The sequence below is a fragment of the Fenollaria sporofastidiosus genome, from assembly GCF_943169635.2.
In the GTDB taxonomy this organism is placed as follows: Bacteria; Bacillota; Clostridia; order Tissierellales; family Peptoniphilaceae; genus Fenollaria; species Fenollaria sporofastidiosus.
The window spans coordinates 1,080,028-1,096,632 of sequence record NZ_OW968186.1; the positions used below are offsets into that span (position 1 = coordinate 1,080,028).

The following is a 16,605-nucleotide window of genomic DNA, read 5'->3' on the forward strand; positions in this document are numbered from 1 at the left end:
ATTTATGGATATTACGAATTTAAAAGCATGGCAATTAAAAGAAAAAATTATTAATAAAGAGCTTAAAGTTTCAGAAGTAACAGAGGCTTTTATTAATAGAAGCAAAGAAGTAGATAAAGATATCAATTCATTCATATCAAACGATTTTGAAGGCGCATTTGAAAGAGCAAAGTCTTTAGATGATAAAGAAGCAAAGGGCAAGTTATTTGGTCTACCTATCGGTATAAAGGACAACATCTCTGTTAAGGGAATGAAAAACACTTGCGCATCAAAGATACTTAAAGACTACGAAGCAGTTTTTGATGCAAATTGCATAGAGCATATAAATGAAGAGAACGGTATCATACTTGGTAAGTTAAACATGGATCAATTCGCTATGGGTGGTTCGAACGAAACATCATACTTTGGTCCTGTTCATAACCCACTTGATCTAAAGAGAGTGCCAGGTGGTTCATCAGGTGGATCAGCTGCTGCAGTTTCATCAAGACAAGTGCCACTTAGTCTAGGTACAGACACAGGTGGTTCTGTTAGACAACCTGCTAGCTACTGTGCTTGCGTTGGATTTAAACCAAGCTATGGAACAGTATCGAGAAACGGTGTTGTATCTTTATCAAACACACTTGATCAAGTATCAACATTTGCAAACGATGTAAAAGACCTTGCACTTATCACAAGTGCCATCACACATAAAGATCACAGAGACCTAACAAGTCTCTCTAACCCTATTGATGAGATTACTTATACTTATGATGAGGCAATCAAATACTTAAAGTCCATCAAAGTAGGTGTACCTAAAGAAGTTTTAGAAGATGAAAAAGATCCTGAAGTTGAAAAAGCATATAGAGAGAGCATAAAACTATTAAAGAACAATGGCGTTGAGATAGTAGAGATAGACCTAAAAGATCTTAAGTATGCAGTTTCAACATACTACATCATAATGAACGCTGAAGCAAGTTCAAACCTTTCAAGGTTCGATGGAGTTAAGTATGGCTTAAGAGACTTCGATGCAGAAAGCTTAGAAGAGATGTATATTAAGACAAGAGCTGAAGGCTTCGGACCAGAAGTTAAAAGGAGAATCTTATTCGGAACATATATACTTAGTCAAGACAAGGACAGAGATTACTTCCAAAATGCATTAAAGGCGAGAACACTTTTAATAAATGATTTCAAAGAAGCATTTAAAAAAGTTGATACATTATTACTACCAACATCGCCTTTAATGCCGTTTGAAATTGGAGCTAATATCAACGATCCAATAAAGATGTATAACGCAGACAAGTACACTGTTCCTGTTAATATAGCAGGTAACTGTGCTATATCCGTGCCAAGCACTAAAGAGCACATATTAAATTCTGGTATGGAATTTATCTGCGACAACTTAGAGGACAATAAACTTATCAAGATTGCTTACGCATATGAAGGGTTGGTGAAGTAGATGGCTTATAAAACTATTGTTGGACTTGAAATACACGTTGAACTTAAGACAAAGACAAAGATGTTCTGCCATTGCAAGAATGAATTTGGTGAAGAAGCTAACACAAACGTTTGTCCTATATGCCTAGGACTGCCTGGAGCTTTGCCACAAGTTAATAAAAAGGCGATAGAGTATGCGATTAAGGCAGGTCTTGCAATGAACTGCAAGATACATCAGCACACTAGATTCGATAGAAAGTGCTACTTCTATGCAGACCTTGTTAAAGGATATCAAATCACACAAGATGAGCTTCCACTATGCTACGAAGGTTACATTAATATCGAAGACGAAGAAGGCAATGAAAAGAAGATTAGGTTGATAAGAATACATGTAGAAGAGGATACAGGTAAATCACTTCATACAGACAAGGGCGAAACACTTCTTGACTACAACAGAAGTGGTGTACCACTTATAGAAATAGTTTCATACCCAGATATGAACTCAGCAAAAGAAGCAAGAGAGTTTTTGGAAAAGCTTAAGGCAACAGTTATCTACCTAGGAGTATCTGATGGTAAGATGGAAGAAGGCTCTTTAAGATGCGACGTTAATGTCAATGTAGTTGACACAGAGACAGGCGTTAAGACAAACATCTCAGAAATTAAAAACATCGGTTCATTTAGAGGCGTAGAAAGAGCTATCAATTTCGAAGAAAAAAGACACATTGCCCTACTTAAAGAAGGTAAGAACACTAAGAAAGAAACAAGAAGGTGGGACGAACTTAAGGGCGAGTCTATATTAATGAGAGAGAAGATAAAGGCTAATGACTATAGATATGCACCAGATGGCGACATACCACCTATGGATATATCTGACGAGATGATAGAGATGCTTAGAAAAGAGATGCCAGAGCTTCCAGACGAAAAAGTTGCAAGACTAGTTAAAGATTACGGCATAACGAAGGGCGATGCAAAGACACTTAGTCTTGATGTAAGCCTTGCTGATTACTATGAAGAGCTTGCAAAGAAGGTAGGCGACAACGCACTTGCACTTAACTGGCTACTAGGCGACGTACTAAGAAGACTTAAAGAAGACAACAAGAGCATTGCACAAATGCCATTTGCCATTGAAGATCTTGAAAAGCTACTTACACTTGTTAAGTCAAACAAGATTAACAACAATGCAGGAAAGAAAGTTCTTCAAGAGATGTTTAAGGAAGCGGAAGACCCTGAAGCAATCGTTAAGAGACTTGGTCTAGTTCAAGTAACAGACGAAGGAGCCATAGAAGAAGTCGTTGATAAAGTCTTGGCAGCAAATCCACAATCAATAGAAGACTATAAGAATGGTAAGAACAGAGCCTTTGGTTTCTTAGTTGGACAAGTAATGAAAGAGATGAAGGGCAAGGGCAACCCACAAATAATAAACGAGTTATTGAACAAAAAATTAAAATAGCATAAGACGATATTTATATAAGGCACATCGCAAGATGTGCCTTTTTTTATATATAGTCCACGCTTCTAATATAGTAATGAGTCTCTCATATAGTTATACGCTTCTTATATATAAGCAAGCTTTCAATATACTCCCACGCAACTTACACTAGTTGAGGCTTACATTGTTACATTTGTGTAACAGTCATTGAAAAAAGTTGCATTTTGATGCGATTGATGTTAACATATTAATTAGGAGGCATGACTATGAGAAAATTTATTTTAAGTCTACTTATTATTTTTTGCTTATTAAGCTCAAGTAATGCGTATGCAAAGAAGATTAATGTGAAAATTTCAAATAAGGAATATAAAACGCAAACGGTTAATGTAAAAGTTGATGGTGTAAACAAGGTAAGTAAGGATATGCCAAGCTTTATATACAAGAATAGAACCCTTGTACCTATAAGGTTTCTTTCAGAGACTTTTGGTGCAAAGGTTGATTGGAATCAAAAGACCCAGTCAGCCATCATAACTATGACAGATAAGAAGATTGTCTTAACTATTAACAAGGCTGTAGCAAGCATAAACGGCGTGCAAAAGAAGCTTGACAACTCATACACACCGAGAATTATCAGGGTCAATGGTGGCGGAGCAAGAACTTATGTACCGCTAAGGCTTATCTCTGAGATTTTTGGATACGAAGTCTCATGGGATCAAAACACTCAAACAGCGATCATTAATACTAATACTAGCTCTGCAGCCAATGAAGAAGATGATGATGTAATAATTTTACCAAGCGTTGATGAATTTGATGAGTTTAAACCTAATCAAGAGACGATAAAGCCAAACCCTAATGATAATAATCAGCCTACAATTAAGCCTAATCAAGATAATTATGCACATCTTTCAACTATAGTTGCGACTACTTATAATAACAGAGATGCTATATTATTTAAAGGCTTAAGGGGCAAGTACAAGGCTATGATACTTAATAATCCAGACAGGCTTGTTCTTGATTTTGATAGCGCAATCTTTGATGATCCTGAACTGTATAGAGAGTATAGGATTGCCTTTAATGGCATCAAGGGTGTAAGAGCTAGTCAGTTTGCAGACAATGAAACATCACTAGCTGATAAGAATGTAAGAGTGGTTATAGATCTTGAGGATAGTGCTATTGATTATCAAATAGATGATACTAATGATGGCCTTGTCTTCTACTTAAAGAGTTCAATGAAGAACTTCTACACTTATGACGGTAGAACTTTTATGGTCAAGAATACTGAAGGCAGAGTTTCTGATTACTATTATGATAACAATAAAAAGACTGTGACTATGAATGTTGAGACTTATAAGAACATTGAGACTGGAACTGAAAAGTTTAAAGATCCATTCATAAGTTCACTTAGCATAGAAAGAGCGGCTAATGGCTACACTTATACCATAAATCTAGTAAGAAATGTACTCATAGAAAAGCTTGATACTAGAGAAGCTGACTATGCAATTAAACTAAGTAGAATTATAAACAACAAGCCATCTGACTACTTGATTATGATAGACCCGGGTCACGGAGGAAAGGACCCAGGAGGAGTATCAAAGATTGATGGTTCTAGTGAAGTTGACTTTATCCCGATAGTTGCTAGAGCTTTGGAGGCAAAACTTAAGGCTGCAGGCTACAATGTCATGAAAACTAATGATACTATCGATGAATATGTTGATATTTTCGAAAGAGCTAAGATGGCTAATAGTGTTAACGCAGATGTATTTATAAGCATTCATGCGAATGTTGCTGATTCACCAGCTGCATCTGGCTTTGAGGTTCTTTACTCGAGTGAAGCAAAGCATAAGAACAAGACTAGAAATCAAAAAGAGCTTGCGACTTGCATACTAAACGCTGTTGGAGACCTTGTAGGTAACAAGGGCCGTGGCCTTAAGGAAGGCGCCTATGTTGTTACAAGAAATACCAATATGCCAGCAGCTCTACTTGAGATGGAGTTCTTATCAAACAAGAAGGGTCTTGCACTACTAAAGAGCCAAGCCTACCTTGACAAGATGGTGGATGGTTTATTCAATGGTATAGTAGATTACTTGAACAATTATTATTAGAGGTTGATTATGAAAAAAGTTGTTGTATCGACAAATAATGTAAATAAGTTAAAAGAGATTAAGTTAATATTTCACGAGCTAGGCTACGAAGTTCTTTCTAAGAAGGAAGCAGGCATTGCTGACTTTGATGTTGAAGAGAGCGGTACTACGTTAGAGGAGAACGCCTACATCAAGGCGAAGGTTCTGCGTGATATGGTGGAGTGTGCAGTAATAAGTGACGACTCAGGTCTATTCTGCGACGGACTATATGGCGAGCCAGGTATATACTCAGCACGTTATGCAGGTGAGCACGGCGATGACCACAAGAACAACGAGCTCTTGCTTAAAAATCTTGAAGGTAGAGACAGAACTGCTCACTTCAAGAGCGTCATTTGCTTTATAGACGACAATCATAAAGTCTTTTATGGACATGGCAATGTCGATGGCGAGATACTTCATGAGTACAGAGGCGAAGGCGGCTTTGGCTATGATCCACTCTTCTTACCAAAGGGTCATGACAAGACTTATGCAGAGATAGGCACAGAAGAGAAGAACAAGTTCTCTCATAGAAAGAGGGCCTTAGAAGATATAAAGGAAAAGATCTTACTTGAAGAAAGACATGAGGATTTATATAAAAAGGTTGATTTTGCACTTAAGCTTGATGAGATGAAAAATATATTCAGAGTGAACAAGATAGCTGATGGTTCAAGAAGAGAAAACGATGCTGAGCACAGCTTTCACGCGGCAGTTCTTGCGCCAGTATTTAAGGACATGGGAAAGTTTGAAGTTGATGCAAATAAGACAGCAGTCTTGCTTTTATATCATGATTTAATTGAGATATATGCAGGCGACACATATTGCTATGATACTAAGGGCAATGAGGATAAGAAGCAAAGAGAGAATGCTGCAGCAGATAAATTATACTCAAAGCTTGGCACACTTGGCTCAGAGCTAAGAAAGTACTGGGATGAATTTGAAGCTTGTGAGACTAATGAAGCAAAGTATGCAAATGCACTTGATAGGTTCCAACCACTCTTGATGCACTTTGCCTTTAACTCACATTCGTGGCAAGATCACAATATAACAAAAGAAGCCGTTCTTAAGAGGATGGCACCTATAAAGATATATTCAGACGAGATGTATGATTTCGTATTGGATTATGTAGAAAGTCAATTTAAGAAAGAGGAGATGAAGTAATGAAGATTACACTTAACAAGAAGAATGGTATCAAAGTTTTACCGGTATTTGAAGATGACAGAGAGTTTTTTGAAAAGGCAGAAGGACTTGACGCCTTAGTAGAAAAAGAATACTTCACAGGCAAGGCGAGCGAAGTATTTGCAAAGCTTGGCGAAGATGACATCATATACCTTGGCCTTGGTAAAAAGGACGAGATCACTACAAAGAAGATTATCGTTGCTTTCTTTGAACTAGCAAAGGCACTTAGAAAGTATAAGATTAAAGACGCAAACATAATTTTCAACAAGAAGCTTGATAAGATTTGCTACAAGACTACTATGAAGGCAATAGTTGATGGCCTTGCATGCTTTGATTATGACTTTGATAAGTATTTATCAGAAGATAAGAAGGGCACAAAGCTTGGCACTATCAACATAGAAGTTCTTGCTGACAAGGTAGACAAAGTTAAAGATGCTGTAGAAGAAGCACTTAATATAGCCGAAGGATATTCATTAACTAAGGATTTAGTTAACACTCCTGCCATAGACATGTATCCAGAAGTTTTAGCTAAGAGAGCTAAAGAAGATCTTGAGCCGCTTGGCGTTACTGTTGAAGTGTATGGCAAGAAAGAGATAGAAGAGCTTGGCATGAAGGCATTCTTAGCAGTTGCAGTTGGTTCTGACAGAGAGCCAAAGCTTATAGTTATGAAGTATATGAATGGCGAAAAAGATGATAAGCTTACTGCACTTGTTGGTAAGGGTTTAACATATGACTCAGGTGGATATTGCATCAAGCACCCACAAGGCATGGCAACTATGCACATGGACATGGGTGGAGCAGGTGCTGTTATAGGCGCAATGCACGCTATTGCCAAGAACAAAGTTAAGAAGAATGTTGTAGCAGTTGTAGCTTCATGTGAAAACTTAATCTCTGGCAAGGCATATAAGACTGGCGACCTAATCGGTTCTATGTCAGGCAAGACTATAGAAGTAGCAAACACTGATGCTGAAGGTAGACTTACTCTAGCAGATGCTATATACTATGCTGGTGAAGTGCTTAAGGCTGACAGGATAGTTGACCTTGCAACACTTACAGGAGCGTGCGTTGTTGCACTTGGCTCATATAGAACAGGTGTTGTTACAAACAACGATGAGTTTATGAATGAAATGCATGAAGCATCTAAGAAAGCAGATGAAAAGCTATGGGTAATGCCTAACGATGACGAGTATAAGGACATGGTTAAGGGAACTATGACTGATCTACTTAACTCAGTACCTGGCGGCGCTGGTATGATCACAGCTGGTATGTTCCTTGAAAACTTTGTTAAGGAAGGAACTCCTTGGATACACATGGACATAGCAGGAACTTCAGACACTTCAAAGGACTATGCACAATACAAGAAAGGCTCAACTGGAGTACCAGTTAAGACTCTTTATTATTTAATAAACTCTGAACATACTTGCTAATATTTTAATATATACAAAGCGAAAGCTCTTCTCAAACGAGAAGAGCTTTTCTAATGCAAAATTATTTACTTAAATATTTATTATATGCTTCTTCGTCTACAACTAAGTCGAACTCACCTATAAACTCAGTGAAGTCCTCTTCGTTTAAGAAGCCTCTTTTGAATCTGTATAGACCATCTTCATCATCAAGCTTAAATATGCCGCCAAAGTCGTAGCGCATAGCGCCATGAGCCTTTGCATACTTAATCATCTCCCACTGCATTTGATAGTTTGGCATATAGTTTCTGTGAAGATTGTTTGATGCACCGTACATATACCACGCGTAGTCCTTATACATGATGAGTATCGCGCTAGATAGAGGAGTAGCTTCAAAGTCTGTTAAGAAAATCTTCGCATCGTAATTATCGATGAGCCTTTTGAAGTAGTCCTTCGGTCTATATGTTATGCCGTTACGCTCAGCCATGACCTTAGTTTCTTCGAAGAATATCTCTAAGTCCTCATCACTTTGTGAGATGCGAGTCGTAACATTTTTCTTGTAGCTTAGGCGAATGTTGTAGCGAGTCTTTGAGTGGAAGCCTCTCAGTATATCATCCTCAGACTTACTTATATCGATGATGGCGTTCCTTCTTGGCTGTATGAAGCTATGCTCATCAGTGCCTCTCGTTCTTAGTTTTAATTCTGCACCCTTGTATAGCTCAAGAAGTTTCTCATCATAGAGAACGGCTGGATCGAATCTTAATAAAAAGGCATCCTTGAACTTGTCTAATTTTTTCACTTCATCAACTAGAGCTAAAACAGTTTTCTTATCATATATATCGCACACTGGTCCTCTGTTCGCATATAATAAGTACTTATCATCTACCGCCTTGACAGATAGTATACTCATAGTAGCGTATATAGCTCCATCTTTTTCTAAGTAGACATAGTCTTCGGACCAATTATTTTTTATCTTCGCCCACGCTCTGTCCTGAGTCAAGAAACTGTACTGAGACTTGCGAAGGAAGTCGTCGTATCTTTTTACTTCGTTTGCATCATTTAAGTTTAATATAGGCATCTAATCTATCAACTTCTTTCTAATTATATTGCGTTTATACTATAAACATTATAACACAAAGTATTCTTCCTTGTATAGAGATAAAAAAATTCATCATTCTTATGCAATTAGAGTGCAAAATATGTTATAATTAAAAAGGAGGTCTTTGTATGGAGAACAATTTTAACAATAATGATAATAATATAAATGATAATATAGATATTGAAGCAAAAGCTGCGAGTGAAAATGAAGTTTTAGAAGCGGCAGAGGCGCTTGCTAAGGCTAAAGCCGATGACATAAAGTCGTGGATAGTCTCTATCGTTTCGACGGTTGTCATAACACTTTTCTTAGTAAACTTTGTCTTTGCTCTAACAAGGGTAGAGGGGATATCGATGGAGCCGACTCTACATACAGGTGACAGGGTCTTTGAGTGGAAGCTCTTTAAGTACTTTAAGGAGCCTAAAAGACAAGATATAGTTGTCATTAAGGGAGAGAAGACAAACGGCGACCACTATATTAAAAGGCTCATTGGTCTACCAGGCGATGTTATCGATATCATCGATGGTGAGGTCTTTGTCAATGGCAAGGCACTTGATGAGCCATACTTAGATAGAAAGACTAGCGAACAAAACGGTAACCACTGGGTTGTGCCAGAAGGATGCTACTTCGTTATGGGTGACAACAGAGAAGGAGGAAACTCTTATGACTCGAGAAGTTTCGGCCCTATAGAGAAGTCATATTTACAAGGTAAGGCCGTGTTTAGATTTTGGCCTTTGAATAAATTAAAATTATTTAGATAGGATGATAAGATGGATCAAAAATATATTCGTAATTTTTCAATAATTGCTCACATAGACCACGGTAAATCTACTTTGGCTGACAGAATTATCGAAAAGACTGGACTACTTACTCAAAGAGAGATGCAATCGCAAGTTTTAGATAGCATGGACCTTGAAAGAGAAAGAGGAATAACAATTAAATTAAAGGCTATACGTCTAATATATAAAGCGAAGGATGGTCATGACTATATCTTTAACCTTATAGACACACCGGGCCACGTCGACTTTAACTATGAAGTTAGTAGGTCACTAAAGGCGTGTGAAGGTGCTATACTAGTTGTTGACGCAACTCAAGGTGTTGAAGCGCAAACATTATCAAACGTGTACTTAGCTATAGACCAAGACCTAGAGATACTTCCTGTTATTAATAAGATGGACTTACCGAGTGCAAGACCTGAAGAAGTTAAGGAAGAGATTGAAGATATCATTGGCCTTGATACTAGTGAGGCGCCACTTATTAGTGCAAAGAGCGGACTAAACATTGAAGATGTTTTAGAAGACATAGTAAAGAATGTACCACCACCAAATGGCGATAAGGACAAGCCACTTAAGGCTCTTATCTTTGACTCTGTATACGATGCTTACAGAGGCGTTATCTGCTACATCAGAGTTTTTGATGGCGTGATTAAAAAGGGTACAAAGATCAAGATGATGCAAACGGGATCTACTTTTGAAGTTGATGAAGTTGGTGTAAACAATACATCACTACTAAAGAAGGATACACTTGAAGCGGGAGAAGTAGGTTATTTCACTGCACAAATAAAGAATGTAAAGGACGCTAGAGTAGGTGACACCATCACATATCTTGACAATCCTACTGCTGAGCCACTAAGTGGATATAAGAAGGTAGTACCTATGGTTTACTGCGGTATATATCCAGCAGAGGGCGAGGACTTCAACAGCGTTAGAGAAGCACTTGAAAAGCTACAAGTTAACGATGCCTCACTTGTTTTTGAAGCAGAAAACTCAGCAGCACTAGGCTTTGGTTTTAGATGCGGCTTCCTAGGACTACTTCACATGGAGATAATTACTGAAAGACTAGAAAGAGAATTTAACCTAAGCATAATTACTACTGCTCCATCAGTTATATATGAAGTTCATAAGAAAGATGGCTCAACAATATTTATACAAAACCCATCCAACCTTCCTGATCCAAGCGAGATCGATTACATGGAAGAGCCAGTCGTTGATGCAGAGATTATGACTCCAAAGGATTATGTAGGAGCCATCATGGACATATGCCAAAACAGACGTGGTGAGTTTATAAATATGGAGTATCTTGATCAAACAAGAGTTACACTTCACTACAAGATGCCGTTAAACGAGGTTATATATGACTTCTTCGATGCACTTAAGTCCAACACTAAGGGCTATGCATCGCTTGATTATGAAATTTCAGGTTATCAAAGAAGCGATCTTGTTAAGGTTGACATACTTATCAACGGCGACCTAATCGATGCGTTCAGCTTGATACTACACGAGTCGAATGCTTACGAAAGAAGTAGGTCCATAGTCGAAGGACTAAAGGATGTTATACCAAGACATCAATTCCAAATACCATTGCAAGCAGCCATCGGCTCAAAGATTATAGCCAGAGAAACAATCAAGGCACTTAGAAAAGATGTTCTTGCAAAGTGCTATGGCGGCGACATTTCAAGAAAGAAGAAACTACTTGAAAAGCAAAAAGAAGGTAAGAAGAGGATGCGTCAAATCGGCTCAGTAGAGCTTCCACAAGAAGCTTTCTTATCAGTATTGAAGTACAAGGAAAAGAAATAATGAATAAATTAGGAATATATATACATATTCCTTTCTGTGAAAGAAGATGTAAATATTGCGATTTTACATCTTCTATTTTTAATCAAAGCAGAATGAAGGAGTATCTAGAACATTTATTATTAGAGATAAAAAACAATAAGGAGCTCTTAAAGGATTACGTAGTCGACACTATATTTATAGGTGGAGGCACACCATCATTATTAAGCGTAGATGAATTAACTCGCCTTGTGAATGGCTTAGCTGAGGCTATAATCTTAGATGAGACTTACGAGTTTACCATAGAAACAAATCCAAACTCCATAAGTGAAGAAAAGTTACAAGCATATAGAGAGCTAGGCATTAATAGAATTTCTATAGGAGTACAAAGCTTTAACGATAGACTGCTTAGAATCATAGGCAGGCTGCACACAGGTGAGGAGGCGCGAGAGAAGATAAAATTAGCGAAACAATATTTTGACAATCTTAGTCTTGATTTTATATTCTCACTACCTACAGAGACTTTATCAGATGTGATAGCGTCGATCGATGCAGCAAAGGACTTAGGCGCCAATCATGTATCGCTTTACTCACTTATACTTGAGGAAGGAACTAAGCTTACTAGCTTAGTAGACAGTGGCGTATATAGAGTGAACGACCAAGTGACAGATAGGCTCATATATAGAAAGGCAGTAAGTCACCTTAAGGAGCTTGGATATAAGCAATACGAGATATCAAACTTTGCAAAGGATGGCTATTACTCAAGGCACAATTACAAATACTGGTCCATGGATGAGTACCTAGGACTTGGCATGGCGGCTCACTCACTTATTAAGGACAAAAGATTTTTTAATTTGGATACATTTAACGAGTACTTTGACGATGTGAAGAAAAATATTTATCACGACGAAGAAGACTTAAGTAAAAAAGATAAGATAAGTGAGTATATAATTTTTAAGCTAAGGACTAACGAAGGTATAATCATAAATGAAATCAATAAAAAATACGATATAGACTTTGAAGATATATATAAGGAAGAATTAACTAAGGCAATGAACGAAAAGCTACTTAAAAAAGATGGCGGAAGATACTTTTACACAGAGCTTGGTAGGGACCTTGCAAACCAAGTGGAAATACTTTTTGTATAAGGAGAGGCTATGGACGAGATAATTAAAAGAGCAATTGAGTATCTAGATAATATTTTTAGTGGCAACTCAGACGGCCACGGCGCTGATCACAGCCTAAGAGTGTATAGGAACGCTTCTATGATAAGGGCGGCTTATAAATGCAATGAGCTCTACGTAGATTTAGGAGCTCTTCTACATGACGTGGACGATCATAAGCTATTTAATAATAAGCACAATGAAAACGCAAGAAAATTTTTAAGTGATAATAATTTTGATGTCGAGGCGATAGAAGATATTGTAGAGATTATTAACTCAGTTTCATTCACAAAGAACAAGGGTGCTAAACCAAAGACTCTTGAAGCGTGTATAGTGCAAGATGCAGACAGGCTTGACGCGATAGGTGCAGTTGGCATAGCGAGGACCTTTATGTATAGCGGAAGGCATAAGCGTGGCATAGAGGACTCACTAAAACACTTCGACGAGAAGCTTTTACTATTAAAGGATATGATGAATACGGATCAAGCAAAAAGGCTCGCTGATCAAAGAGATAAGTTTATGAAAGAATTTTTATCAGAGATTAATGACGAGCTTAATAATAAACAATAGATTACTATATAGAAGGCGATGATAATATCGCCTTTTTTATATTTATAAGGCTTTTTGAATAAAAATTTTAAAAAAAAGTAAATATTTTTCAAAAAAGCTTGATTTTTTTATTTTATTGGGTATAATAGAAATAGAGTTAGCACTCACTAGGTAAGAGTGCTAACAAAAATGATGGAAGGTGATCAATTGGATGAGAGAAAATTAAAGATTTTAAAAGCTATAATCAGCTCATACAATGAAACAGGTGAACCGGTTGGCTCGAGACTTGTTGCAAAAGACGAGTCCATTGGTCTTAGCTCGGCAACTATTCGTAACGAGATGCAAGACCTTGAGGAAGCGGGCTACTTAATCAAAACTCATCTTTCTAGTGGAAGGGTGCCATCACAAAAAGCGTATAGACTATACGTCGACATGGTGCTTAAGCAAGACTTTGAAAACTTATCTTCATCAGAGAAGAAATTTTTCTTAGATGATATAAAGGATAAGTCGAAGAACTTAGATAGTATGATAGGAAAGATGTCAAAAGTTTTATCAAGCTTAACAGACTTTACATCGCTAGCCTATATAAGAAAGAGCGGTGCTACAAAGCTTAAGAGCTTAGAGCTTTTAAAAGTCGACGATAAAAAAATACTTGCCATCTTTGTATATGAAAACTTTGCTATAGATAAGACACTGATAACACTTAATGAAGATATAAACGAAGAAGAGCTACAGTACTTTAAGGATATTTTAAATAAGAATTTAGCTGGTAAGTCGATTGACTCGGTTGATTTCGATTCTTTAAAATATGAAAAGGAAAGCCTTCTTAAGTATAGAGACATTCTAGAGAGTGTTTTGGAAAAGTTTTCACAAGAAGACAAGGCAAATAATATGAACAGCATATTCCTTGAAGGGATAAATAAGATTTTAAACTATCCAGAGTATGCAGACTTTGATAAGGCTAAAGAGCTTATAGAGCTTCTCGAAGATAAAAGAGGTCTACTAGATTTGCTTGAGAGTGAAAATTTGGATAAGGATCTTGTTATCAAGATAGGCAATGAAAATGATATAGATATCTTCAACAACATTGCCCTAGTTTTAAAGAACGTAAACATCTTAGATAATGAAGTTACTTTTGGATTAATAGCTCCAATGAGAATTGACTACAAAAAAGTTCTTTCTATATTTGATGATTTTCATATGGATGATTTATTTTAGGAGGGATTAGATGAAGAAAGATAAAAGTATTAATGAAGATATGGATAATGAAAAGCTTATAAATGAAGAAGCTAGCGAAGAAAAAGAGACTAGTGAAGATCAAGACGGCTTAGCAAATGAGATAAACGACATGCAAACAAAGCTTGTAAGACTACAAGCGGACTTTCAAAACTATAAAAAGAGAGTTGAGAAAGAGAAGGACGACCTTGTATCGATAGGCGTTGTTAGCATCGCAAATCAAATACTACCTGTCATTGATAACTTCGAGAGAGCCTTGGAGCATGACAGCGAGAGTGGTTCTTTTAAGGAAGGTATGGTACTTATCTATGAAGGACTTAAGGATGCTCTTAAAGCAAAGGGCATAGTTGAATTAAAGGCACTAGGCGAGGACTTCAATCCAGATTTTCATCAAGCGGTATCTATGGGCCACAACGATGAGTATAAAGAAAATCAAATCATAGAAGTATTACAAAAAGGTTATGAGTACAATGGCAAGGTTATTCGCCATGCCATGGTTATTGTAAATAAATAAAAAAATTATTAAGGAGGAAATATATTATGGGAAAAATAATTGGTATTGACTTAGGTACAACAAACTCTTGTGTATCAGTAATGGAAGGTGGAGAAGCTATAATCATTCCTAACGTAGAAGGTAACAGAACTACTCCATCAGTTGTTGCATTCACAAAAGACGGAGAAAGATTAGTAGGAGAAACAGCTAAAAGACAAGCTATAACAAATCCAGACAGAACTATATCATCAATCAAAAGAGAGATGGGTAGTAACTACAAGATTGACATAGACGGAAAAGATTATACACCACAAGATATATCAGCAATGATATTACAAAAATTAAAATCAGACGCAGAAAGCTACTTGGGAGAAAAAGTTACAGAAGCAGTTATCACTGTTCCTGCATACTTTACAGACGCTCAAAGACAAGCTACTAAGGATGCTGGCAAGATCGCAGGTCTTGAAGTAAAGAGAATTATTAACGAGCCAACAGCAGCAGCACTTGCTTATGGCATGGACAAAGAACACGGTCAACACAAGATTATGGTATATGACCTTGGCGGTGGTACATTCGACGTTTCAATACTAGAAGTAGGCGACGGTGTATTTGAAGTACTTGCTACAAGAGGTAATAACAAACTTGGTGGAGATGACTTCGACCAAAGAATTATAAATTATATCGCAGACAACTTTAAAAAGGAAAATGGCGTTGACTTAACTCAAGACAAGATGAGCTTACAAAGATTAAAAGAAGCAGCAGAAAAAGCTAAGAAAGAGCTTTCTACTACAATGACAACAAACATTAACTTGCCATTTATCTCTGCTACAGCAGCTGGTCCACTTCACTTGAACATGGACTTAACAAGAGCTAAGTTCAATGAACTTACTCACGACTTAGTCGAAAAAACAACTGAGCCAGTTAGAATGGCTATCAAAGACGCAGGTATTGATGCAAAAGACATCGACAAAGTATTACTAGTTGGTGGTTCAACAAGAATCCCAGCTGTACAAGAAGCAGTTAAACAAATCATCGGCAAAGATCCACAAAAGGACATCAACCCAGATGAATGTGTTGCTATCGGTGCATCTATACAAGGTGGAGTATTAACAGGTGAAGTAAAAGACTTATTGTTACTAGACGTTACACCACTATCACTTGGACTAGAAACATTAGGTGGAGTTACTACAAGACTTATTGAAAGAAACACAACTATACCTACAAGAAAGTCACAAATATTCACAACAGCATCTGACTCACAAACTTCAGTTGATATACACGTGCTTCAAGGTGAAAGAGAGATGGCAGCTGACAATACAACACTTGGACGCTTCCAACTAGAAGGTATAGCACCAGCACCAAGAGGAATTCCTCAAATCGAAGTAACATTCGATATCGACGCTAACGGTATTGTTAATGTATCAGCTAAGGACTTAGGTACAGGCAAGGAACAAAAGATTACTATCACAGCTTCATCTAACTTATCAAAAGAAGACATAGATAAAAAAGTTAAAGAAGCAGAAGAGTTTGCTCAACAAGATAAGAAGAAAAAAGAAAATATCGAAGTAAAGAACAACGCAGATCAAATGATATATCAAACAGAAAAACTTATGAAGGACCTTGAAGGTAAAATCTCTGACGATGAAAAGAAAGACATCGAAGCAAAACTTGCTGACCTTAAGAAAGCAAGTGAAGGCTCAGACTACGATGATATGAAGAAGAAGACAGAAGATCTAACACAAGCCTTCTACAAAGTTTCTGAAAAGCTATATAAACAAAATGCACAGGCAGGTGCAGCTGGCCCACAAGCAGGTGCACAAGGCTCTGAAGAACATAAAGGCGATGACGATGTAGTTGATGGTGACTATGAAGTTGTTGACGAAGATAAATAAGATTTATTAGATTTAGATTAAGAAGAATGGAGATCAGCTTCATTCTTCTTTTTTTTTACATAAAGCGAAGCATATACTTTTAT

The 16,605-nt window shown here is 37.1% G+C and carries 13 protein-coding genes; 12 read left to right on the top strand and 1 reads right to left on the bottom strand.

The genetic code is table 11. The annotated features are described in order from the left end of the window. Positions 1-4: 4 nt before the first annotated feature. The 5 genes from gatA (at position 5) to KO172_RS05240 (ending at position 7,565) form a co-directional block, all read left to right on the top strand. Entirely contained in the window at positions 5-1,435 is a 1,431-nt protein-coding gene (gatA, locus tag KO172_RS05220; RefSeq protein ID WP_215492457.1) for an Asp-tRNA(Asn)/Glu-tRNA(Gln) amidotransferase subunit GatA, read from the top strand. Further along, entirely contained in the window at positions 1,436-2,863 is a 1,428-nt protein-coding gene (gene gatB / locus KO172_RS05225; protein ID WP_215492458.1) for an Asp-tRNA(Asn)/Glu-tRNA(Gln) amidotransferase subunit GatB, read from the top strand. It begins immediately after the preceding gene. 245 nt (positions 2,864-3,108) lie between these two features. After that, the gene (locus KO172_RS05230) at positions 3,109-4,944 is read left to right on the top strand and encodes an N-acetylmuramoyl-L-alanine amidase family protein (protein WP_215492459.1); all 1,836 of its coding nucleotides are present in this window, start codon (positions 3,109-3,111) and stop codon (positions 4,942-4,944) included. 9 nt (positions 4,945-4,953) lie between these two features. Continuing rightward, on the top strand, positions 4,954-6,120 hold the full coding sequence (rdgB, locus tag KO172_RS05235; RefSeq protein ID WP_215492460.1) for an RdgB/HAM1 family non-canonical purine NTP pyrophosphatase: 1,167 nt from the start codon (positions 4,954-4,956) through the stop codon (positions 6,118-6,120). Further along, positions 6,120-7,565, top strand: coding sequence for a leucyl aminopeptidase (locus KO172_RS05240; RefSeq protein WP_215492461.1), 1,446 nt, complete (start codon positions 6,120-6,122; stop codon positions 7,563-7,565). The genes rdgB and KO172_RS05240 overlap by 1 nt, the downstream gene beginning before the upstream one ends. Before the next feature lie 61 nt (positions 7,566-7,626). Here KO172_RS05240 and KO172_RS05245 read toward each other — a convergent pair whose 3' ends face one another. Continuing rightward, a complete protein-coding gene (locus KO172_RS05245; RefSeq protein WP_215492462.1) occupies positions 7,627-8,619 on the bottom strand; it encodes a lipid II:glycine glycyltransferase FemX in 993 nt (330 codons plus the stop codon). A gap of 149 nt (positions 8,620-8,768) precedes the next feature. Between KO172_RS05245 and lepB the strand changes: the two genes are divergently transcribed. The 7 genes from lepB to dnaK all read left to right on the top strand — a co-directional run bounded on the left by lepB (position 8,769) and on the right by dnaK (position 16,522). Then, on the top strand, positions 8,769-9,398 hold the full coding sequence (gene lepB / locus KO172_RS05250) for a signal peptidase I (protein ID WP_215492463.1): 630 nt from the start codon (positions 8,769-8,771) through the stop codon (positions 9,396-9,398). A gap of 9 nt (positions 9,399-9,407) precedes the next feature. Next, positions 9,408-11,213: a translation elongation factor 4 gene (gene lepA, locus KO172_RS05255; RefSeq protein WP_215492464.1), complete on the top strand. Its 1,806-nt coding sequence runs from the start codon at positions 9,408-9,410 to the stop codon at positions 11,211-11,213. Further along, positions 11,213-12,337, top strand: a complete 1,125-nt coding sequence (gene hemW, locus KO172_RS05260; protein ID WP_215492465.1) for a radical SAM family heme chaperone HemW — start codon at positions 11,213-11,215, stop codon at positions 12,335-12,337. The genes lepA and hemW overlap by 1 nt, the downstream gene beginning before the upstream one ends. Positions 12,338-12,346: 9 nt before the next feature. Then, the gene (locus KO172_RS05265) at positions 12,347-12,922 is read left to right on the top strand and encodes an HD domain-containing protein (RefSeq protein WP_215492466.1); all 576 of its coding nucleotides are present in this window, start codon (positions 12,347-12,349) and stop codon (positions 12,920-12,922) included. A gap of 168 nt (positions 12,923-13,090) precedes the next feature. Next, entirely contained in the window at positions 13,091-14,119 is a 1,029-nt protein-coding gene (hrcA, locus tag KO172_RS05270) for a heat-inducible transcriptional repressor HrcA (protein ID WP_215492467.1), read from the top strand. Positions 14,120-14,129: 10 nt separating this feature from the next. Continuing rightward, a complete protein-coding gene (gene grpE / locus KO172_RS05275) occupies positions 14,130-14,651 on the top strand; it encodes a nucleotide exchange factor GrpE (RefSeq protein ID WP_215492468.1) in 522 nt (173 codons plus the stop codon). A gap of 26 nt (positions 14,652-14,677) precedes the next feature. Further along, on the top strand, positions 14,678-16,522 hold the full coding sequence (dnaK, locus tag KO172_RS05280; RefSeq protein ID WP_215492469.1) for a molecular chaperone DnaK: 1,845 nt from the start codon (positions 14,678-14,680) through the stop codon (positions 16,520-16,522). Positions 16,523-16,605 lie beyond the last annotated feature (83 nt).

Bases quoted from the DNA above. Each gene is read 5' to 3' on its own strand.
- rdgB (WP_215492460.1), top strand. From the start codon at position 4,954: ATGAAAAAAGTTGTTGTATCGACAAATAATGTAAATAAGTTAAAAGAG.
- KO172_RS05265 (WP_215492466.1), top strand. From the start codon at position 12,347: ATGGACGAGATAATTAAAAGAGCAATTGAGTATCTAGATAATATTTTT.
- hemW (WP_215492465.1), top strand. From the start codon at position 11,213: ATGAATAAATTAGGAATATATATACATATTCCTTTCTGTGAAAGAAGA.
- dnaK (WP_215492469.1), top strand. From the start codon at position 14,678: ATGGGAAAAATAATTGGTATTGACTTAGGTACAACAAACTCTTGTGTA.
- lepB (WP_215492463.1), top strand. From the start codon at position 8,769: ATGGAGAACAATTTTAACAATAATGATAATAATATAAATGATAATATA.
- gatA (WP_215492457.1), top strand. From the start codon at position 5: ATGGATATTACGAATTTAAAAGCATGGCAATTAAAAGAAAAAATTATT.
- lepA (WP_215492464.1), top strand. From the start codon at position 9,408: ATGGATCAAAAATATATTCGTAATTTTTCAATAATTGCTCACATAGAC.
- hrcA (WP_215492467.1), top strand. From the start codon at position 13,091: ATGATGGAAGGTGATCAATTGGATGAGAGAAAATTAAAGATTTTAAAA.
- KO172_RS05245 (WP_215492462.1), bottom strand. From the start codon at position 8,619: ATGCCTATATTAAACTTAAATGATGCAAACGAAGTAAAAAGATACGAC.
- grpE (WP_215492468.1), top strand. From the start codon at position 14,130: ATGAAGAAAGATAAAAGTATTAATGAAGATATGGATAATGAAAAGCTT.
- KO172_RS05240 (WP_215492461.1), top strand. From the start codon at position 6,120: ATGAAGATTACACTTAACAAGAAGAATGGTATCAAAGTTTTACCGGTA.
- KO172_RS05230 (WP_215492459.1), top strand. From the start codon at position 3,109: ATGAGAAAATTTATTTTAAGTCTACTTATTATTTTTTGCTTATTAAGC.
- gatB (WP_215492458.1), top strand. From the start codon at position 1,436: ATGGCTTATAAAACTATTGTTGGACTTGAAATACACGTTGAACTTAAG.